At 71.0% G+C, this 20752-nt stretch carries 18 protein-coding genes; 10 read left to right on the plus strand and 8 right to left on the minus strand.

Annotated features, from left to right (window positions below; all coding sequences use genetic code 11):
- Nucleotides 1-122: 122 nt before the first annotated feature.
- Together meaB and BN159_RS14740 are read right to left on the minus strand one after the other, a co-directional pair.
- Nucleotides 123-1079, minus strand: a complete 957-nt coding sequence (gene meaB, locus BN159_RS14735) for a methylmalonyl Co-A mutase-associated GTPase MeaB (RefSeq protein ID WP_015657777.1) — start codon at nt 1077-1079, stop codon at nt 123-125.
- A gap of 31 nt (nt 1080-1110) precedes the next feature.
- The gene (locus tag BN159_RS14740; protein ID WP_015657778.1) at nt 1111-2313 is read right to left on the minus strand and encodes an acetyl-CoA C-acetyltransferase; all 1203 of its coding nucleotides are present in this window, start codon (nt 2311-2313) and stop codon (nt 1111-1113) included.
- 148 nt (nt 2314-2461) lie between these two features.
- On the opposite strand from BN159_RS14740, the gene mce reads away from it, so the two are divergent.
- From mce to BN159_RS14775, 7 genes are all read left to right on the plus strand, one after another.
- Nucleotides 2462-2902, plus strand: a complete 441-nt coding sequence (gene mce / locus BN159_RS14745; protein ID WP_015657779.1) for a methylmalonyl-CoA epimerase — start codon at nt 2462-2464, stop codon at nt 2900-2902.
- A gap of 210 nt (nt 2903-3112) precedes the next feature.
- Entirely contained in the window at nt 3113-6961 is a 3849-nt protein-coding gene (scy, locus tag BN159_RS14750; RefSeq protein WP_015657780.1) for a polarized growth protein Scy, read from the plus strand.
- Nucleotides 6962-7144: 183 nt separating this feature from the next.
- Entirely contained in the window at nt 7145-8080 is a 936-nt protein-coding gene (locus tag BN159_RS14755; RefSeq protein WP_015657781.1) for a coiled-coil domain-containing protein, read from the plus strand.
- 100 nt (nt 8081-8180) lie between these two features.
- Entirely contained in the window at nt 8181-9140 is a 960-nt protein-coding gene (locus BN159_RS14760) for an ABC transporter ATP-binding protein (protein ID WP_015657782.1), read from the plus strand.
- Between the two features lie 3 nt (nt 9141-9143).
- Entirely contained in the window at nt 9144-9914 is a 771-nt protein-coding gene (locus BN159_RS14765; protein WP_015657783.1) for an ABC transporter permease, read from the plus strand.
- A gap of 111 nt (nt 9915-10025) precedes the next feature.
- Nucleotides 10026-11267, plus strand: coding sequence for an ABC transporter ATP-binding protein (locus tag BN159_RS14770; protein WP_015657784.1), 1242 nt, complete (start codon nt 10026-10028; stop codon nt 11265-11267).
- Nucleotides 11264-12136, plus strand: coding sequence for an ABC transporter permease subunit (locus BN159_RS14775; protein ID WP_015657785.1), 873 nt, complete (start codon nt 11264-11266; stop codon nt 12134-12136). The genes BN159_RS14770 and BN159_RS14775 overlap by 4 nt, the downstream gene beginning before the upstream one ends.
- 10 nt (nt 12137-12146) lie before the next feature.
- On the opposite strand, the gene BN159_RS14780 is transcribed toward BN159_RS14775, so the two are convergent.
- Nucleotides 12147-12488, minus strand: a complete 342-nt coding sequence (locus BN159_RS14780) for a hypothetical protein (protein ID WP_015657786.1) — start codon at nt 12486-12488, stop codon at nt 12147-12149.
- 224 nt (nt 12489-12712) lie between these two features.
- On the opposite strand from BN159_RS14780, the gene BN159_RS14785 reads away from it, so the two are divergent.
- On the plus strand, nt 12713-13741 hold the full coding sequence (locus BN159_RS14785; RefSeq protein ID WP_015657787.1) for an LLM class flavin-dependent oxidoreductase: 1029 nt from the start codon (nt 12713-12715) through the stop codon (nt 13739-13741).
- A gap of 83 nt (nt 13742-13824) precedes the next feature.
- Here BN159_RS14785 and BN159_RS14790 read toward each other — a convergent pair whose 3' ends face one another.
- Nucleotides 13825-14217: an SCO5389 family protein gene (locus BN159_RS14790; RefSeq protein ID WP_015657788.1), complete on the minus strand. Its 393-nt coding sequence runs from the start codon at nt 14215-14217 to the stop codon at nt 13825-13827.
- 299 nt (nt 14218-14516) lie between these two features.
- Here BN159_RS14790 and nucS point away from each other — a divergent pair, with 299 nt between their 5' ends.
- Nucleotides 14517-15188 (plus strand): endonuclease NucS, encoded by a 672-nt coding sequence (gene nucS, locus BN159_RS14795; RefSeq protein ID WP_015657789.1) that lies wholly within the window; start codon nt 14517-14519, stop codon nt 15186-15188.
- Nucleotides 15189-15260: 72 nt separating this feature from the next.
- Here the strand turns inward: nucS and BN159_RS14800 are convergent, their stop codons facing one another.
- The 3 genes from BN159_RS14800 to BN159_RS14810 form a co-directional block, all read right to left on the minus strand.
- On the minus strand, nt 15261-17789 hold the full coding sequence (locus tag BN159_RS14800) for an ATP-binding protein (protein ID WP_015657790.1): 2529 nt from the start codon (nt 17787-17789) through the stop codon (nt 15261-15263).
- 254 nt (nt 17790-18043) lie between these two features.
- Nucleotides 18044-18367 carry an STAS domain-containing protein gene (locus BN159_RS14805; RefSeq protein WP_015657791.1) on the minus strand — a complete coding sequence of 108 codons (324 nt, stop codon included), beginning with the start codon at nt 18365-18367 and terminating at the stop codon, nt 18044-18046.
- Nucleotides 18368-18534: 167 nt separating this feature from the next.
- The gene (locus tag BN159_RS14810) at nt 18535-19383 is read right to left on the minus strand and encodes a 3-hydroxyacyl-CoA dehydrogenase family protein (RefSeq protein ID WP_015657792.1); all 849 of its coding nucleotides are present in this window, start codon (nt 19381-19383) and stop codon (nt 18535-18537) included.
- Between the two features lie 178 nt (nt 19384-19561).
- Here BN159_RS14810 and BN159_RS14815 point away from each other — a divergent pair, with 178 nt between their 5' ends.
- Nucleotides 19562-20134, plus strand: a complete 573-nt coding sequence (locus BN159_RS14815; RefSeq protein WP_041819316.1) for a cob(I)yrinic acid a,c-diamide adenosyltransferase — start codon at nt 19562-19564, stop codon at nt 20132-20134.
- Here BN159_RS14815 and BN159_RS14820 read toward each other — a convergent pair.
- On the minus strand, nt 20051-20668 hold the full coding sequence (locus BN159_RS14820; RefSeq protein WP_015657794.1) for a hypothetical protein: 618 nt from the start codon (nt 20666-20668) through the stop codon (nt 20051-20053). The genes BN159_RS14815 and BN159_RS14820 overlap by 84 nt on opposite strands.
- Nucleotides 20669-20752 lie beyond the last annotated feature (84 nt).

Consider the following 20752-nt stretch of genomic DNA (forward strand, 5'->3'; position numbering starts at 1 on the left):
CTCGCCCCCGCCGCCCCTACCTTCCCCCAGAGGGGGGACCCCCACCGTCCCCTGGGGGGTCCAGGGGGCAGAGCCCCCTGGGATGAGACGGGTCGGATCGGCGGGGGCGAGGAAAAAGGCTGTCAGCCCTGCGTAAGCCCCGCCACCAGTTCATCCGCCGCCCGATACGGATCCAGCTCCCCCGAAACGATCCGCTCCGCCAGCGCGCTCAGGCGACGATCCCCATGCAGGTCACCGATGCGTTCCCGCAACGCCGTAACCGCGATCGTCTCCACCTCCCGCGCCGCACGCGAGCGCCGTCGCTCGGTCAGGACACCGTGCTCCTCCATCCAGGCGCGGTGCTTCTCCAGGGCCTCCACGACCTCGTCGACGCCCTCGCTCCGCGCCGCCACCGTCTTCACGATCGGCGGCCGCCAGTCGCCGGGCCCCCGGGACTCGCCGAGGCCCAGCATGTGGTTCAGCTCGCGGGCCGTGGCGTCCGCGCCGTCCCGGTCGGCCTTGTTGACGACGTAGACGTCGCCGATCTCCAGGATTCCGGCCTTGGCCGCTTGGATGCCGTCACCCATGCCCGGGGCCAGGAGAACCACGGACGTGTCCGCCTGGGACGCGATCTCGACCTCCGACTGGCCCACCCCGACCGTCTCGACCAGGATCACGTCGCAGCCGGCCGCGTCCAGGACCCGGATGGCCTGCGGAGCCGCCCAGGCGAGGCCGCCCAGGTGACCCCGGGTGGCCATGGACCGGATGTAGACGCCGGGGTCGGAGGCGTGCTCCGACATGCGGACGCGGTCGCCGAGGAGGGCGCCGCCGGAGAAGGGCGAGGAGGGGTCCACGGCGAGCACGCCGACCCGCTTGCCCTGTTTGCGATACGCCGTGACCAGCGCGGAGGTCGAGGTCGACTTACCGACACCCGGCGACCCCGTCAGGCCCACCACATACGCCCCGCCCGTCAGCGGCGCCAGTGCCGCCATGACCTCCCTGAGCTGCGGAGACGCCCCCTCCACCAGGGAGATCAGGCGAGCCACGGCCCGCGGCCTGCCCTCCCTGGCCTGGGCCACCAGCGTGGAGACGTCCTGCATCACAGCTCCGTTCACTCAAGGGAAAGACAGGTCAGGCCTTCGGTACCCGCACGATCAGCGCGTCACCCTGGCCACCGCCACCGCACAGCGCGGCCGCGCCGACGCCACCGCCCCGCCGCTTCAGCTCCAGCGCCAGGTGCAGCACGAGACGCGCGCCCGACATGCCGATCGGGTGACCGAGGGCAATCGCACCACCGTTGACGTTCACCTTTTCCGTGGACACCCCGAGGTCCTTCATTGACTGCACGGCAACCGCGGCGAAGGCCTCGTTGATCTCGATCAGGTCCAGGTCGGACGCGTCCAGGCCCTCCTTCTTCAGGGCGTGCAGGATCGCGTTCGAGGGCTGCGACTGGAGCGAGTTGTCCGGCCCCGCCACATTGCCGTGCGCGCCGATCTCCGCGATCCACTCCAGGCCCAGCTCCTGCGCCTTGGCCTTGCTCATCACGACCACCGCGGCGGCACCGTCGGAGATCTGCGAGGACGTACCGGCGGTGATGGTGCCGTCCTTGGCGAAGGCGGGCCGCAGCTTGCCCAGCGACTCGGCGGTCGTCTCGGCGCGGATGCCCTCGTCCTTGCTGAAGACGACGGGCTCGCCCTTGCGCTGCGGGATCTCGACCGGGGTGATCTCGGCCTCGAAGATGCCGTTCTTCTGCGCGGCGGCGGCCCGCTGGTGGGACAGCGCGGCGATCTCGTCCTGCTCGGGACGCTGGATGCCGAGGCGCGTGTTGTGCTTCTCCGTGGACTCGCCCATGGCGATGCCCTCGAAGGAGTCGGTCAGACCGTCGTGGGCCATCGAGTCGAGCATCTCGATGGCGCCGTACTTGAAGCCCTCGCGGGACTTCGGCAGCAGGTGCGGCGCGTTGGTCATGGACTCCTGGCCACCGGCGACGATGATGTCGAACTCGCCGGCGCGGATCAGCTGGTCGGCGAGGGCGATGGCGTCGAGGCCGGAGAGACAGACCTTGTTGACGGTCAGCGCCGGGACGTTCATCGGGATGCCGCCCTTGACGGCGGCCTGGCGGGCCGGGATCTGCCCGGCGCCGGCCTGGAGGACCTGGCCCATGATGACGTACTGCACCTGGTCGCCACCGATCCCCGCACGGTCGAGGGCGGCCTTGATCGCGAAGCCGCCGAGGTCGGCTCCGGAGAAGGTCTTCAGCGAGCCCAGCAGTCGTCCCATGGGCGTACGGGCGCCCGCGACGATCACCGAGGTAGTGCCGTTCGTTCCAGACATGAGGTGCGATCCCCTTCCAGCTTGCACAGCCGAGGAGTGAACGAGGGTTTACTTCGAATGTACTGAGTGGCACTCCGTGCCGTCACCGGGCTGTCGATGTGATCGCTGGCACGTTGCGTTACCACCTCGGGAGCGCTGCACTAACACCATGCTGACGCGAATCGACCACATCGGGATCGCCTGCTTCGACCTCGACAAGACCGTCGAGTTCTACCGGGCCACCTACGGCTTCGAGGTGTTCCACTCCGAGGTCAACGAGGAGCAGGGGGTCCGTGAGGCCATGCTCAAGATCAACGATACGTCCGACGGCGGGGCGTCCTACCTCCAGCTCCTGGAGCCGACCCGCGAAAACTCCACGGTCGCCAAGTGGCTCGCCAAGAACGGCGAGGGCGTCCACCACATCGCCTTCGGCACCGCGGACGTCGACGCGGACGCCGCCGACATCAAGGACAAGGGCGTACGCGTCCTGTACGAGGAGCCCCGACGCGGTTCCATGGGGTCACGAATCACCTTCCTGCACCCCAAGGATTGCCATGGAGTACTGACAGAACTGGTCACTTCGGCGCCTGTTGAGTCACCTGAGCACTGACCCTCGTACATATGGGCCGGTAGGGTTGGGGTCGGTCGTCGCTCTCGGGCGTTCGATCGCGGGCCGGGGTCCAGGTTTCGGGGGACGAGCGTCGGGGCAGCAGCCCATGCTCCGTCGTTGATCTGACACCATTCCCCGGGGGCCCCGTTCGGCGGATGGACGGAGCTCGTATGGAGAGACTTGCGACCAGGGGACGGATGGGACCGCGCAGTGCGGGGCTACGAACGCCAGGAGCGAGAGCCGGCGGCTGACGTCGACCACCTCTCTCGGTTCGAGGCCGAGATGGAGCGGCTGAAGACCGAGCGGGAAAAGGCGATCCAGCACGCCGAGGACCTCGGCTACCAGGTCGAGGTGCTGCGCGCCAAGCTGCACGAGGCGCGGCGCACCATCATGTCCCGGCCCGAATTCGGCGGCGGTGACATCGGCTATCAGGCCGAGCAGCTGCTGCGGAACGCGCAGATCCAGGCCGACCAGCTGCGGCAGGACGCCGAGCGGGAGCTGAGCCAGGCCCGCGCGCAGACGCAGCGCATCCTCCAGGAGCACGCCGAGCAGGCCGCGCGGCTCCAGGCGGAGCTGCACCAGGAGGCGGTCACCCGCCGCCAGCAGCTCGACCAGGAGCTCGCCGAACGCCGCCAGAACGTCGAGAGCCATGTCAACGAGAACGTGGCGTGGGCCGAGCAGCTGCGCGCCCGCAGCGAGTCCCAGGCCCGCCGCCTCCTCGACGAGTCCCGGACCGAGGCCGACCAGGCCATGGCGGCGGCCCGCGCCGAGGCCGAGCGGGTCACCGGCGAGGCCCGCCAGCGCCTCCAGAGCGAGGCCGAGGCGGCCCGCGCGGAGGCCGAGCAGCTGCTGCGCCGGGCCCGTACCGACGCCGAGCGGTTGCTGAACGCGGCCTCCAACCAGGCCCAGGAGGCCACCGACCACGCCGAGCAGCTCCGCAGCTCCACCGCCACCGAGTCGGACGCGGCCCGCCGCCAGGCCGGTGAGCTGAGCCGGGCCGCCGAGCAGCGGATGGCGGAGGCCGAGGAGGCGCTGCGCAAGGCGCAGTCCGAGGCGGAGAAGGTCCTCACCGAGGCCAAGGAGGCCGCGGCCAAGGCGCTCAGCACCGCCGAGTCGACCAACGAGCAGCGCACCCGTACGGCCAAGGAGCAGGTCGCCCGGCTGGTCAGCGAGGCCACCAAGGAGGCAGAGGCCACCAAGGCGGACGCCGAGCAGGTCGTCGCGGACGCCCGCGCGGAGGCTGAGAAGGTCCTGACCGAGGCCGCCGAGAAGGCCCGTACGCTCACCGCCGAGGAGAGCGCGACCCAGCTGTCGAAGGCGGCCAAGACGGCCGAGGACGTCCTCAACCGGGCGCAGGAGGACGCGAAGAACACCACCAAGGCCGCCGCCGAGGAGGCCGAGCGGATCCGCCGGGAGGCGGAGGCCGAGGCGGACCGGCTGCGCGCCGAGGCGCATGACATCTCCGAGCAGCTCAAGGGCGCCGCGAAGGACGACACCAAGGAGTACCGCGCCAAGACGGTCGAGCTCCAGGAGGAGGCGCGCCGCCTGCGCGGCGAGGCCGAGCAGTTGCGCGCCGACGCGGTCGCCGAGGGCGAGAAGATCCGCGCGGAGGCCCGCAAGGAGGCCGTCCAGCAGATCGAGGAGGCGGCCAAGACCGCCGAGGAACTGCTGTCGAAGGCCCGGCAGGACGCCGACGAGCTGCGGCAGGGCGCGGCCGCGGACAGCGAGAAGGTCCGCACCGAGGCCATCGAGCGCGCCACGACGCTGCGCCGGCAGGCCGAGGAGACCCTGGAGCGCACCCGGCAGGAGGCCGAGCGCCACCGCGACGAGGTCGTCGAGCAGTCCGAGGGCATCCGGGCCGAGGCCGAGCGGGCCGCGCGCGAGCTGCGCGAGGAGACCGAGCAGGCCATGGAGGCCCGGCGGCAGGAGGCCGCCGAGGGGCTGGCCCGGCTCCAGGCGGAGACCGAGCAGCGGCTGGCGGCCGCCGAGCAGGCGCTGACCGACGCACGTCAGGAGGCCGAGCGGATCCGCCGCGAGGCCGCCGAGGAGAGCGAGCGGCTGCGCACGGAGTCCGCCGAGCGGATCCGCGCGCTTCAGCAGCAGGCCGAGGCGGAGGCCGAGCGGCTGCGGGGCGAGGCTGCGGCGGACGCGTCCGCCTCCCGCGCGGAGGGCGAGGCCATCGCCGTACGCCTGCGTTCGGAGGCCGCAGCCGAGGCGGAGCGGCTGAAGTCGGAGGCGCAGGACAGCGCCGACCGGATGCGCGCCGAGGCGCAGGCCGCGGCCGAGCGCCTGGCCACCGAGGCGTCCGAGACGCTGGCCGCCGCCCAGGAGGAGGCCACCCGGCGCCGCCGCGAGGCCGAGGAGACCCTCGGTTCGGCGCGCCAGGAGGCCGACCAGGAGCGGGAGCGGGCCCGCGAGCAGAGCGAGGAGCTGCTGGCCTCGGCGCGCAACCGCGTGGACGAGGCGCAGGCCGAGGCGGTCCGGCTGGTCGAGGAGGCCGACCGGCGCGCCACCGAGATGGTGTCGGCGGCCGAGCAGCACGCCCAGCAGGTCCGCGACTCGGTGACCGGGCTGCACGAGCAGGCCCAGGAGGAGATCCAGGGGCTGCGCAGCGCCGCCGAGCACGCGGCGGAGCGCACCCGGCGGGAGGCCGAGGAGGAGGCGGACCGGGTCCGCGGCGACGCCTACTCGGAGCGGGAGCGGGCCTCGGAGGACGCGGGCCGGATCCGGCGCGAGGCGGCGCAGGAGTCGGATGCCGCAAAGGCGCTGGCCGAGCGGACCATGTCCGAGGCGATCGCGGAGGCGGAGCGGCTGCGCGCCGACGCCTCCGAGCACGCCCAGCGGGTCCGTACGCAGGCCTCGGACGCCATCGCCGAGGCCGACCAGGCGGCTTCGCGCACCCGGGCGGACGCCCGCGAGGACGCCAACCGCATCCGCTCGGACGCGGCGACGCAGGCCGACACCCTGATCACCGAGGCGCGTTCGGAGGCGGAGCGGCTCACCACCGAGACGGCCGAGGAGACCGAGCGGGTCCGCGCCGAGTCGGTCGCGAACGCCGAGAAGCTGATCTCGGACGCCACCGGCGACGCGGAGCGGCTGCGTGCCGAGGCCGCCGAGACGGTGGGCTCCGCGCAGCAGCACGCCGAGCGGGTCCGCGCCGAGTCGGAGCGGATGAAGGCGGACGCGCTGGCGGAGGCCGAGCGGGTCACCACGGCCGCGCGCGAGGAGGCCGAGCGGACCCTGGACGAGGCCCGCAAGGACGCCAACAAGCGGCGCTCGGAGGCGGCGGAGCAGGTCGACACGCTCATCACGGAGACCACCGCCGAGGCCGACAAGCTGCTCACCGAGGCGCAGACGCAGGCGCACAAGACGACCGCGGACGCCGAGGGCCAGGCCGACACCATGGTGGGCGCCGCCCGCAAGGAGGCCGACCGGCTGGTCGCGGAGGCGACGGTCGAGGGCAACTCCCGGGTGGAGAAGGCCCGTACGGACGCGGACGAGCTGCTCGTCGGCGCCCGCCGGGACGCGACCGCGATAAGGGAGCGCGCGGAGGAGCTGCGCGACCGCATCACCGGCGAGATCGAGAAGCTGCACGAGCGGGCCCGCCGCGAGGCCGCGGAGACCATGAAGTCGACCGGGGACCGCTGCGACGCGCTCATCAAGGCGGCCGAGGAGCAGCTGGAGAAGGCCCAGGCGAAGGCGAAGGAGCTGGTCTCGGAGGCCAACTCCGAGGCGGGCAAGGTCCGCATCGCCGCGGTGAAGAAGGCCGAAGGGCTGCTCAAGGAGGCCGAGCAGAAGAAGAGCTCGCTGGTCAAGGAGGCCGAGGAGCTCAGGGCCGAGGCGATCCGCGAGGCCAAGCGCACGGTCGAGGAGGGCAAGCGCGAGCTGGAGGTGCTCGTGCGCCGGCGTGAGGACATCAACGCCGAGATCTCCCGTGTCCAGGACGTCCTGGAGGCGTTGGAGTCCTTCGAGGCCCCTGCCGCGGGCAAGGACGGTGGCGTCAAGGCCGGCGCGACGGTCGGCGCCCCACGATCGGGTGGCAAGCCGTCGGAGGGCTAGCCAAGCAACCGGATTCGGGTGTCGTCTGGGGCCTTTGACCTAGTTTTTGGCAAGCCGTCCGACGGTTAGCCACTCAAAAGGGGTGTCATTCTCCAGATCAAACACGTATCCGCTCGATGACACACCGCTTCGGCCCCTAGGATTCCACCTATCACCTCACCGGTCTCTTTCGACAGGAACCCCATGAGCGACACTTCCCCCTACGGCTTCGAGCTTGTGCGGCGTGGGTACGACCGCGCTCAGGTGGACGAACGGATCTCCAAGCTCGTCTCCGACCGTGACAGCGCTCTCGCCCGCATCACCGCTCTGGAAAAGCGCATCGAGGAACTCCACCTCGAAACGCAGAACGCCCAGGCCCAGGTGACCGACGCCGAGCCGTCGTACGCCGGTCTCGGCGCGCGTGTCGAGAAGATCCTGCGCCTCGCCGAGGAAGAGGCCAAGGATCTGCGCGAGGAGGCCCGGCGCGCCGCCGAGCAGCACCGCGAGCTGGCCGAGTCGGCGGCCCAGCAGGTTCGTAACGACGCAGAATCGTTCGCGGCGGAGCGCAAGGCCAAGGCGGAGGACGAGGGCGTCCGGATCGTCGAGAAGGCCAAGGGCGAGGCCTCTCAGCTGCGCTCCGAGGCGCAGAAGGACGCGCAGTCCAAGCGCGAGGAGGCGGACGCCCTCTTCGAGGAGACCCGCGCCAAGGCCGCGCAGGCCGCCGCCGACTTCGAGACCAACCTCGCCAAGCGCCGCGAGCAGTCCGAGCGCGACCTGGCCTCCCGTCAGCAGAAGGCCGAGAAGCGCCTCGCGGAGATCGAGCACCGCGCGGAGCAGCTCCGCCTGGAGGCCGAGAAGCTGCGCACGGACGCCGAGCGCCGCGCACGCCAGACCGTGGAGACCGCGCAGCGCCAGGCCGAGGACATCGTCGCGGACGCGAACGCCAAGGCCGACCGCATCCGTTCGGAATCCGAGCGCGAGCTCGCGGCGCTGACCAACCGCCGCGACTCGATCAACGCCCAGCTGACGAACGTGCGCGAGATGCTGGCGACCCTCACCGGCGCCGCGGTGGCCGCGGCCGGCAGCCCGGCCGAGGACGAGCCGATCTCCCGTGGGGTTCCGGCGCAGCAGACCCGGTAACAGCGGTCCCGGTAACGCCTCGGCGTACACCCGCTGAACACCTGCGAAGCCCTCTGCCACTGAGGTGGCAGAGGGCTTTGTCCCGTTTTAGCGTGTCGGCATGATCGAGCTGGAAGGGCTGACCAAGCGGTACGGCGAGAAGGTGGCGGTCAACAACCTCACCTTCACCGTCAGACCCGGCATCGTGACCGGGTTCCTCGGCCCCAACGGCGCCGGCAAGTCCACGACCATGCGCATGCTGCTGGGCCTGGACCGGCCGACGGCGGGCGATGTCCGCATCGACGGCAAGCACTACGACCAGCTGAAGGACCCCCTGAAGTACATCGGGGCGCTGCTGGACGCGAAGGCCATGCACGGCGGGCGCAGCGCCTTCAACCATCTGCTCTGTCTCGCCCAGAGCAACGGCATCCCGAGGACACGGGTGCACGAGGTCCTCGACACCGTGGGCCTGACCGCGGTGGCGAGGAAGAAGGCCAAGGGCTTCTCGCTCGGCATGGGCCAGCGGCTCGGCATCGCGGGCGCGCTGCTCGGCGATCCGCGGATCCTGATGTTCGACGAGCCGGTCAACGGGCTCGACCCCGAGGGCATCCACTGGATCCGCAATCTGATGAAGTCCCTCGCCTCCCAGGGCCGGACGGTGTTCGTCTCCTCGCATCTGATGAGCGAGATGGCGCTGACCGCCGACCATCTCGTCGTCATCGGCCAGGGCCGGCTGCTCGCCGACACGTCCATGGCCGACTTCATCGCCCAGAACTCGCGCTCCTACGTCCGTATCCGCACCCCGCACCGGGACCGGCTGGTCGATGTCCTCCAGCGGGCCGGGATGACGGTCGTGCAGACCGGGAGCGGCCCGCTGGAGGTGGACGGGGGCAAGTCGGAGCGGATCGGGGAGCTGGCGGCGCAGCACCAGATCGTGCTGCACGAGCTGAGCCCGCAGCAGGCGTCTCTGGAGGAGGCGTTCATGCAGCTGACCGCGGAGTCGGTGGAGTACCACGCGCACTCCCAGGCGCCCCCGGAGCAGCGGCAGCCCTGGGGCGACGGCTGGCGGAAGGAGGGCTGAGCGATGGCGACGAGTCAGGTCATCCGCTCGGAGTGGACCAAGATCCGCTCGGTGGCGTCGACGGTGTGGACGCTCTCCCTGGCCGTGGTGGTCACCGTGGCGCTGGGCATGCTGATCGCGCTGCTGTCGAAGAACGAGTTCGACAACATGGACCGCGAGGACCAGCTCTCCTTCGACCCGACCTTCATCAGTTTCGCCGGGATGAGCCTCGGTCAGCTGGCGATGATCGTGTTCGGGGTGCTGGTGGTGTCCAACGAGTACAGCACCGGCATGATCCGCACCTCGCTGGCCGCGGTGCCGCAGCGCGGCTCCTTCCTGTTCAGCAAGATCGCGGTGGCCGCCGGGCTCTCGCTGCTGGTCGGCCTGTTCACCAGCTTCGTCACCTTCTTCCTGGGCCAGTCGATGCTCGGCGAGCACAAGGCGTCCATCGGTGACGAGGGAGTGCTGCGGGCGGTCATCGGCGGTGGCCTCTACATGACGCTGATCGCGGTGTTCTCGATGGGCGTCGCCGCGATGCTGCGCTCGCCGATGCTGTCGCTGGGCATCCTGATGCCGTTCTTCTTCCTGGTCTCCAACATCCTCGGCAATGTCCCGGCCACCAAGAAGATCGGCCGCTATCTGCCCGACCAGGCCGGCAGCAAGATCATGCAGGTGGTCACCCCGGTCGACAACGACACCCCGTACGGGCCCTGGGGCGGGCTCGGGATCATGGTGCTGTGGGTGATCGCGGCGCTCGCGGGCGGGTTCGTCCTGCTGAAGAAGCGGGACGCGTAGGGATTTCTTTCTTTGCTCTGTCTTGAAGGGAACCGTCAGCGCCCGGATATCCTCCTAACCCTTACGGGGGCGTGTGCCCCGCTGTCCTGAACCTTTCGATGGGTGCGGAGCATGATCGAGGCAGTCGGCCTGACCAAGCGCTACGGCGACAAGACCGCTGTGTACAACCTTTCCTTCCAGGTGCGGCCCGGTGCCGTCACCGGCTTCCTGGGCCCCAACGGCTCCGGCAAGTCGACGACGATGCGGATGATCCTCGGCCTGGACAACCCCAGCGCGGGGCAGGTGACGATCGGCGGCTATCCGTACCGCAAGCTGCCCAACGCCCCCCGCCAGGTCGGCGCGCTGCTGGACGCCAAGGCGGTGCACGGCGGCCGGACCGCCCGCACCCACCTGCTGAGCCTCGCCCAGCTGTCCGGCATCCCGGCCCGCCGGGTCGACGAGGTGCTCGGCGTCGTGGGTCTCCAGGACGTCGCGAGGAAGCGCTCCAAGGGCTTCTCGCTCGGCATGGGCCAGCGGCTCGGCATCGCCGCTGCGCTGCTCGGCGACCCCCAGGTGCTGCTCTTCGACGAGCCGGTCAACGGCCTCGACCCCGAGGGCATCCTCTGGGTGCGGAACCTGATGAAGTCGCTCGCCGCGGAGGGCCGTACGGTCTTCGTCTCCTCGCACCTGATGAGCGAGATGGCGCTGACCGCCGACCACCTGATCGTGATCGGGCGCGGCCAGCTGCTCGCCGACATGAGCGTGCAGGACTTCATCGCCGCGAACTCCGCCGGCTTCGCCCGGGTGCGGACGCCCGACACCGAGCCGCAGCTGCGCGAGAAGCTCGCCACGGCGCTGGCCGAGGCGGGCGGCCATGTGCTGCCCGAGCAGGACGGCGCGCTGCGGGTGACGGGGCTCGCGCTGCCCCGCATCAGCGACATCGCGCATGAGACGGACGTACGGCTGTGGGAGCTGTCGCCGCACCAGGCCTCGCTGGAGGAGGCGTACATGCGGATGACGCAGGGCGCCGTCGACTACCGCTCCACGATCGACCAGAAGGTGGGGCTCCAGCAGCCGCTGCCGCCCGGCGCGCAGCCGCAGATGCCGGTGCCGGGGCAGGGCCAGCCCGGCTGGTACGCCCCGCCGCCGCCCCAGCAGGGCGGCCAGCCCTTCGCGATGCCGCAGGGCCAGCAGGGCCAGCCCGGACAGCCCGCGCAGCCGCCGGCGCCCCCTCAGGGCCCGTACGGCGCCCCCGCGGCGCCCGCCGCGGCCCCGGCCGCCCCGGGGTCCGCCCCGAACCCGTACACGCAGCCCGCGCCCGCCGCGGCCCACGCTCCCGCCGTCGACACGACCAAGCCCGAGGACGCCCGATGAGCACCCCGCAGCCCCCGATGCCGCAGACCGCCGCACCGAACTGGCAGGCGGCGCCCGGCGCTTCGTATCCCGCCTACAACTCGCCGATCCCGGTGACCCGCACACACCTCGGGCACGCCCTCGCCTCGGAGTGGACGAAGATCCGGTCGGTGCGCTCGACGATGTGGACGCTCGGCGTCTTCGTCGTGCTGGTGATCGGCATCGGTCTGGCCACCGCCGCCCTGGTGGCCGCCAACGCCACCGAGGGCGATCTGGTCGGCGAGAACCCGCTGTCGTTCGGCTTCTTCGGGCTGCTGCTCGGCATCATGTGCATCATGACGCTGGGCGTGCTGACCACGGCCTCGGAGTACGGCACCGGCATGATCCGCACCACGATGACCGCCTGCCCGTCCCGCGGGCGGGTGCTGCTGGCCAAGGGGATCGTGTTCTTCGCGGTCGCCTTCACGGTCACCCTGGTGTCGTCGGTGCTCGTCGCGCTGGCCGACGTCTCCATGCTGAGCGACGCGCGGGAGCCGTCCGGCTCGGAGTGGCTGAAGGGCACGGTCGGCGTCTCGCTCTACATCGCGCTGCTCGGCCTGCTGTCGCTGGTCGTCGGCTCGATCATCCGGCACTCCGCGGGCGCCATCACCATCATGATCGGCCTGCTGCTGGCGCCGTTGGTGATCGCGCTGTTCATGTTCTCGGAGTCCCTGGAGGACCTGCGCCAGGCGCTGTTCGAGTACTCCATCCCGAACCAGCTGAGCGTCTTCTACTCCCAGTCCCTCACCGACACGGGCCCCTCCGGCTGGGACCCGCTGTGGTTCATGCTGGTGGTGACGGGGGCCGCGTTCGCCGGAGCCTGGGCCCTGCTGGAGAAGCGCGACGTGTGAGCGACGAGTCCTAGAACTTCGGCGCGTTACGGGACCGCTGCACCCTTGAGGTGCGGCGGTCCTTCGCGTTCCAGCAGGACTTGTGCCAGTGGCGGCGGTCGTCGACGCCGGAGTGGGCCGGCCAGGCCACCACGTGCGGGACGCCGTCGGGGATCAGCTGGTCGCAGCCGGGGCAGCGGTAGGACTTGCCCTGCGCGCTGGCGCCCGCCACATGCCGGACGTTCCACTCCTCGCCCTGCCACTCCTCGGAGGACTGCCAGCCGCCGTAGCGGCCGGAGCGGTCGTCCTCGGCGCTCCGGCCGGACGCGGCCGACGCACCGCCGGCCTTGGGACGGTTGCGACGCGGGGACACAGGACACCTCACGGGGCTATACAGGAAGCAGGGGCCGTGTCCAGCCTACGCGGCCCGGACAGGGGTACGCGTAGGTCACCAATCGCCACAAGTCCCCTGCCATGGCACCGCATTCTGAAGACAATCCGCAAATCCCTCCGTCAAGCCGTGTCCTCGGCACGTGTCAGACGGTTATGCCGGGTGGGGGAGCTCCGCGTCGGAGCCAAGGAAGCAGGAAAAGAGCAATGCACGTAGGAAGTTTCGTGTTGGCGGCCCAGTTCCCGGGGCAGGGCCAGGGGGAGGCGCTGCACCGCGCGGTCCGCTCGGCCGAGGTCGCCGAAGAGGCGGGTCTGGACTCGGTCTGGCTGGCCGAGCACCACTTCGTCCCGTACGGCACCTGTCCATCGGCGATCACCCTCGCCGCGTTACTGCTGGGCCGCACCCGCCGGATCCGTGTCGGCACCGCCGTCACCGTACTGCCCACCGCCCACCCCGTCGCCGTAGGCGAGCAGGCCGCGCTGCTGCATCTGACGAGCGGTGGCCGATTCTCGCTGGGCGTGGGACGCGGCGGGCCCTGGGTCGACCTGGAGGTCTTCGGCTCGGGCCTGGAGTCCTACGAGAAGGGGTTCCCGGAATCACTCGATCTGCTGGTGCGCTGGCTGCGCGAGCCCTCGGTCGCCGCCTCGGGTGACCGCTTCGCCTTCCGCGAGGTCCCCGTCGTCCCGCGCCCCTCCGAGGCGCTGTCGGGCGAGCCCGGACCCGAGGTGGTCGTCGCCTGCACCTCGCCGAAGAGCGTCCGGCTCGCCGCCGAGCGGGGTCTTCCGATGCTGCTCGGGATGCATGTGGGCGACGAGGAGAAGGCGGAGATGGTCGCCATGTGGCGGGAGCAGGCGCGCGCGGCCGGGCGCACCCCGGAGGAGATCCGGGCCGCGGCCCATGTCTCGGCCGGCGTCTGCCAGATCGCCGACCGGCGCACGGACGCGGCGGAGACGCTGCTGAAGGCGATGCCGGGCTGGCTGAAGCAGGGACTGGAGGCCCATGTCACCGTGGACGGCCGCCATCGGGTGATGCGGGACCCCCTGGCCTACACCGAACTGCTCTGCGGACTGCACCCGGTGGGCACTCCCCGGCTGTGCGCGGACCGGCTGGCGGCGACCAGCGAGCGGACCGGCATCTCCCGCTTCGCCCTGCTCGTCGAGGGCTCGGGCGATCTGGCGGCCACCGAGGAGAACGTACGGCGACTGGGTGCCGAGGTGCTCCCCCACCTCGGCTGACGCACCTGCCCGACCGGACGCTTGCCGCCCCGGTACTGAATGCACCTCCCGCGTACGGAGCGGCAAGCAAGCGGCTCACGGGATCAGCAGTCCCGCAGCTCCGGAGACTGGTTCAACAGCTGGTTGCGCACCGAGGTGAAGCGGGCCAGCGTCTCGTCGACCGAGGAGTCCAACGGGAACACCGCCACCCGGTGGCAGTTCTGGAAAGCCAGCCGCACACCGAAGTGCCGTTGCAGTGCGCCGCGTATCGCGTCACTCGCAAGCGCACGCAGCAGCTGGCCCCGCGCCTGCTCGTCCGGCGGGGGCGTCTGGTTGTCGGCGAACTCTCCACCGTCGACCTTCAGCTGAGCCACCAGGGAGCTGATCATCTCCCATGCGTAGGGCAGGGAGGTCCGGACGCAGTCGACGAAGGCGGCTTCGTCGACCTCGCCTCGCTCGGCCTGTTCCAATAGGGCCGGTGAGACGTCGAGCGACATGAGTTCTCCTCTCGCACCCCCGAACAACAGGGGTTGCCGGACAGGGACGGGGAGTTCACGTCTCGAACACTCTGCGTGCACGGTTCGCGACCTCCCGTTTACTACGGTAGGCAACAGACCGTGACGGCACCAGAAGAATGCGTACATGGACAAGTCCCTGTGGGAACACAATCGGCCAGTTCTGAACAGGGCTCTTCCAGATTAAAAAGGGCGGCCCGCAGGGCCTCGGTTGAGGGTGGTGGCGGGAGACGGGCGGGCGAATCGCGTGCACACTGGCCCGTCGAGTAGCGTTGCCGACCATGCGTCTCGTCATTGCCCGATGCTCCGTGGACTACGCGGGCCGGCTCACCGCCCACCTCCCGTCCGCCCCCCGTCTGATCCTTGTGAAGGCGGACGGCAGTGTCTCCATCCACGCGGATGACCGGGCCTACAAGCCTCTGAACTGGATGTCCCCGCCGTGCTCGTTGAAAGAGGGAACAGGTGACGAGGACGGCGTGTGGACCGTCACCAACAAGGGGGGAGAGAAGCTCATCATCACGATGGAGGAGATCCTCCATGACTCGTCGCACGAACTCGGCGTCGACCCGGGCCTGATCAAGGACGGCGTGGAAGCACACCTTCAGGAGCTCCTCGCCGACCGCATCGAAACCCTGGGCGAGGGCTACACCTTGATCCGGCGCGAGTACATGACCGCGATCGGCCCGGTGGACATCCTCTGCCGGGACGCCGAGGGGAAGACGGTCGCGGTGGAGATCAAGCGCCGCGGTGAGATCGACGGCGTGGAACAGCTCACGCGCTATCTGGAGCTCCTCAACCGCGACCCCCATCTGGCCCCGGTCCGCGGCATCTTCGCGGCCCAGGAGATCAAGCCCCAGGCCCGCGTCCTCGCCACGGACCGCGGCATCGGCTGCGCGGTGCTCGACTACGACGGGCTCCGCGGCATCGAGGACGACAAGCTGCGGTTGTTCTGAGCTTCGGCGCTACGACGAAGAGGGCCGGGTCCTTGGCGTAAGGACCCGGCCCTCTTGCGTTGTCACGGCGCCTCAGATCACGTCGGCGGAGGTGTCGGGGCTCTCCGGTGCGCTCGCGGAACTGGTCGTCTCCGCCGGAGCACTGGAGGAGGCCGGGCCGCTTGCCGAGTCGGAGGTGGACGGAGTCGTGGACGGCTCGGGGTCCGTCTCGGTCGGCGTCGGAGACGGCTCGGTCTCGGTCGGCGTCGGGGACGGCTCGGTCTCGGTCGGCCTCGGTGAAGTCGGCGGCCTCGTGGACGAAGTCGGCTTGTCCGAGGGCTTCTTGGTCGGAGACGACGAATCGCTCGGTTCCTTGGTGCCGCTCGGGTCGTCCGAAGGCTCGCCCGTGTCCGTCGGCGTCGGGTCGTCGGAGGTGCCCAGCGTGCCGTCCGGGCCGGGATCCGTCGGCCTGCTGGTCGCCGTGCCCGTGTCGCCCGGGTCCTCCCCGTCGTCCGCCTTGTCCGCGCCGAGGCTGTCGTCGCCGATGCCCTGGCTGGCCGAGGGGTTCACGCCCACCTGGTCGGAGGGGCTGCCCGCCTCACCTTCGGAGGTGGCGCCGAGGGTCACCACCGTGCCGAGCACCGCCACCAGCATCGCGCCCGCGCCCGCCGCGACGAGGTTCCGCTTGGCGAGCCCCTTCAGGCCACCCCGGGCCTTGCGTGACGGCCCGGAAGCCGCGGTGCGGTGGATGACGAGGGCGGGATCGCTCGTGGTCGGCTGGAGCGGCGGGAACGGCGTCGGTATCCCGCCGGGCGGCGACTGGGACTCCTCGTGGCGCGCGTCCGGCACCTCCTCCCCCGCCATCGCCCCGGCCGGGAAGCCGACGCCGGGGGTGTCCCCGGTGCGGTCGGCGACCAGCGCGAGGGCGCGGCGGCCCGCGACGGTGCCCCGCTTGTCGGCGAGGGCGCCGCGCAGGCCGATGGAGGCCTCCAGCTCGGTACGGGCCCGGTCGAAGTGGCCGTCGCAGATCGCGAGGATGCCCAACTCGTGGTGGAAGTAGGCCTGTTCGCCCACGTCCCCGGCGAGCCTCGCGGCCTCCGCACCGGCCCTGAGCGCCCGCTCCCAGGCGCTCCAGTGCAGTCCGGAGGCGAAGGCGGGCGCGGCGGTCCGGGCGAGCTGGACGGTCGCGCTGTCCTCGTCCTCGGCGGGCGCGGTCGTGCGCGGCACCAGCACGGCGAGTGCGGCGAGCAGGGCTTCCGCCTGCGCGCACACCCGCTCCGGGGTGACCGAGGGGTGCGCGGCCCACCAGGCGTAGTGCCGGGCGGCGGCCAGGGCGTGGTCCTCGACGCCCTCGCCGTATCCGGCGGCGAGCAGCTGGGTGCGTACCCCGGCCGCGAGGCGGTAGCCGGTGCCGACCGGTGAGACCAGACCGCAGGCGGCCAGCTCGCCGAGGGCGGCGTCCGCGTGGGTGTCGTCGACGAGGGCCGGCAGATGGGCCTGGTCCGGCACCTCGCCGCCGAGCGCGACGGCGATGCGCAGGGTGGCACGGGCCGAGGCGCTGAGCCGGGAGGCGAGCAGTGGGGCGGGCGCGGCGGCCTCGCCGAGGGCCGGCAGCGGGATCTCCACGCCGTCCTCGGCGTCGAAGAGCGCGTCGGCGGGCGGGTCGGCGGGCAGTTCGTCCTCGAAGACGCCGTACTCGTCGACGGCACCGGCCCCGGCCCGCAACTGGTCGCGCTGGCGCAGCAGGGCGCCCGCCTGGACGAAGCGCAGCGGCAGGCCCTCGGACTCGAACCAGAGGTCGCCGGCCCAGTTGGCCTCGTCCTCGCTCAGCGCCCGGCCGACGGCCCGCTCCAGCAGCTCCAGGCCCGCGGCGCGCTCCAGGCCGCCGAGGAAGACCTCTTCCAGCGCGGAGCCGGCGGACGGCGCGGGCACCTCGGGCGTGGCCGCGATCAGGAACGCGCACTCTGGGGTGGCGTCGAGCAGCTCGTCGAGGGCGGCGCCGCCGATCTCGGCGTCGTCGAGGACGACGACCGCGCCGATCTCCCGGACGCAGGCGAGCAGTTCGTCCCGTTCCGGGCGGTGCAGGGGTGCGTCATGGACGGCGTAGAGCAGATCGTGGAGCAGATCGCCGACCGTGCGGTGGTAGCCGCTGAGGCGGACGACGCCGTCGGGGGCGAGGTCCGCGCAGTCCTCGGCGACGACGTCGAGGAGGCTGGTGCGGCCCGATCCGGCGGGGCCGGTCAGGCGCACGGAGCGGCCGCGGGCGAGCAGCCGGACGAGCCGTTCGCGCTCCTCCTGGCGTGCCAGCAGCGGCAGCTCCGGCTGCGGCGGACCGGGCAGCGGCTGCGGCCTGGTCGCGCGGTCGGCCTCGGCACGGGCGGCCGGGGTGCGCTTCGCGGGACGGGTCGGGCGCTCTCCGGGCGGACACGGCTCTATCTCGCTGCCGTCGACCGGATTGACGGTGAGCAGGAAGTCGCCCGAGACGAGCTGGACGGTACGGGCCAGTGCGGGCGTGTGCTGTCCGAAGTCGGGTGTGAGGGGGTCCCTGGGCGGGCGCTGACGGGGCGCACCGGCGCCGTCGTCATGGCCGTACTCCTCGGGTCCCCGGTTGTTCGGGTCCATAGGTTTCAAGCCCCCCAAAAGCGTCGTGTGCCGAAGCCCCTCCCGGCCTTGCTGCACACCGCGCTGTCGCTTCTGGTCCGGGCCCGCTCGAAGGGTTGTCACGCAGCGGGCGACCGAACCCTAAACCTTCGCACAGTATCTCCGACAGGCCGGGGTACCGCGCCGTCCGAGACGTCACAGGTTCGTGAGGATTGCGCGCGTGATGGGCTTCGCAACCGGAACGTCCGGTCCCTTCACCCCACCCACGCCGGTCGTCACACGCGCGGCAGCGACTCCACGCCGATGCCGCCCTCGATGGCGAGGATCCGGTGCAGCCGGGTTGCCACCAGCAGGCGCTGCATCTGCGCCGGCACGGCACGCAGCACCAGGCGCCTGCCGCAGCGCCCGGCCCGGCGATGGGCCCCCATGATCACCCCGAGTCCGGTGGCGTCCCAGAACTCCAGCTCGGACAGGTCGAGCACCAGATCGCCGACTCCGTCGTCGACGGCCGAGTGCAGGACCGTACGGGCGTCCGCCGCGCTGCGGACGTCGAGGCGGCCCCCGACGACCAGCTCGGCGTGGTCGCCCCTGATGTACATAGCGCTCCCCTAAGCGTGCGTCTCGTGCTCCGCGATGGCTCCGCGATGTGTGTCCGGTGATGCAACCTCTGACGGCCCGAGGCGGTCAGAGGTTGCCGTCTGTAAGCGAACCGATACCGAATTCACCCCGGGGAGTGATACTCCTGAGGCCTGTGCGGTTTCGGTGCTCAGTACTTGTAGAAGCCCTGCCCGCTCTTGCGCCCGATGTCACCGGCGTCAACCATCCGGCGCATCAGCTCCGGCGGAGCGAACTTCTCGTCCTGGGACTCGGTGTAGATGTTGCCGGTGGCGTGCAGCAGGATGTCGACGCCGGTGAGGTCCGCCGTGGCCAGCGGGCCCATGGCGTGGCCGAAGCCCAGCCGGCACGCGAGGTCGATGTCCTCGGCGGACGCGACGCCCGACTCGTAGAGCTTGGTCGCCTCGACCACGAGGGCGGAGATGAGGCGGGTGGTGACGAACCCCGCCACGTCCCGGTTGACCACGATGCAGGTCTTGCCGACCGACTCGGCGAACTCCCGCGCGGTGGCGAGGGCTTCGTCGCTGGTCTTGTAGCCCCGCACGAGCTCGACGAGCTGCATCATCGGCACCGGCGAGAAGAAGTGGACGCCGACGACGCGCTCGGGATGCTCGGTGGCCGCCGCGATCTTGGTGATCGGGATGGCGGAGGTGTTGGAGGCGAGCACGGTCTCCGGGCGCACGATCTTGTCGAGCGCGCGGAAGATCTCGTGCTTGACCTCCAGCTTCTCGAAGACGGCCTCGACGACGACGTCCGCGTCGGCGCAGGCGTCCAGATCGGTGGTGGTGGTGATGCGGCCGAGGGCGGCTTCGGCGTCGTCCGCCGCCAGCTTGCCCTTGCTCACGAACTTGTCGTACGAGGCCTTGATGCCGTCGGTGCCACGCTTGAGGGCCTCGTCGGTGACGTCGCGCAGAACGACGTCCCAGCCCGCCTGCGCGGAGACCTGGGCGATCCCGGAACCCATCAAGCCGGCGCCGATGACGGCAAGCTTCCGTGCCACTGTGCGACTCCCCATTACACGCTGTTTACGTTGCCTCTCGGCCGGACCCTAGCGGCAGTGAGGCGCTGTGTGACCGGTTAGTAACGCGAGTCACGTCTCATCTGACGGACATCACACCGGCACGGCTCATTGGACGCCCCGGACGGCGTAGTTGGGCGGCGGTAACTACGCTGGCCCCATGGTCAATCTGACGCGTATCTACACCAGGACCGGCGACAAGGGCACCACCGCGCTCGGGGACATGAGCCGGGTCGCCAAGACCGATCTGCGCATCTCGGCGTACGCGGACGCCAATGAGGCGAACGCCGTCATCGGTACGGCGATCGCGCTCGGCGGTCTGGACGAGGAGGTCGTCAAGGTCCTCACCCGCGTCCAGAACGACCTGTTCGACGTCGGCGCCGACCTGTCGACACCGGTGGTGGAGAACCCGGAGTTCCCGCCGCTGCGGGTCGAGCAGTTCTACATCGACAAGCTGGAGGCGGACTGCGACCGCTTCAACGAGCGGCTGGAGAAACTGCGCTCCTTCATCCTCCCCGGCGGCACCCCCGGCGCGGCCCTCCTCCACCAGGCCTGCACCGTCGTCCGCCGCGCCGAACGCCAGACATGGGCCGCGATGGAGGCCCACGGCAACACCATGAACCCCCTCACCGCGACCTACCTCAACCGCCTATCGGACCTGCTCTTCATCCTGGCGCGTACGGCCAACACCGGTGTCGGGGACGTGCTCTGGGTTCCGGGTGGGGAGCGGTGAAGCCGGTTCCTTGCGGGGCCAGATCGTGTAGGAGAGGGCGATCAGGCCGTAGATGCCTACCACGCGGAGCGCCACCCACTGGAAGGAACGCAGTGAGCTGACGTCGCCGTTGTCGCCGACGTACCAGACCGCGAGCTGGAGCAGGGTCAGGGCGACCGCGCCGGCGAGGACCGCCCGCAGCCACAGCTTGGCCTCGTGCAGGGCGCGGGGGCGGCCGTAGCGCGGGGGCTTCGGCGGGCGCGGGGCGCCGGCCAGGCGGTGGGCGGCGTGGCCGTCGAGCCAGCGGATCGTGTAGTGGCCGAAGCCGACGGTGTAGCCGATGTAGAGCGCCGCAAGGCCGTGCTCCCAGCTCGGTTCGGCACCGTTCCTCAGGTCGATCGCCGTGGCGACGAACAGGACCAGCTCCAGCACCGGCTCGCACAGCAGCAGCACCACACTGGTCCGCCGCCACTTCAGCAGGTAACGAACGCCGAGGCCGAGGGCCAGCAACACCCAGAAGCCGACCTCACAGGCGATGATCAGTCCGACGATCACGGCACGCTCCTCTCGGTCACCGTTCCAGGCTCCCGGCCGACGCCGCCGTTTTCGTCGTCGTCGCCGACGAACCTCCGGTACATC

The sequence above is a fragment of the Streptomyces davaonensis JCM 4913 genome, from assembly GCF_000349325.1.
Taxonomy (GTDB): domain Bacteria; phylum Actinomycetota; class Actinomycetes; order Streptomycetales; family Streptomycetaceae; genus Streptomyces; species Streptomyces davaonensis.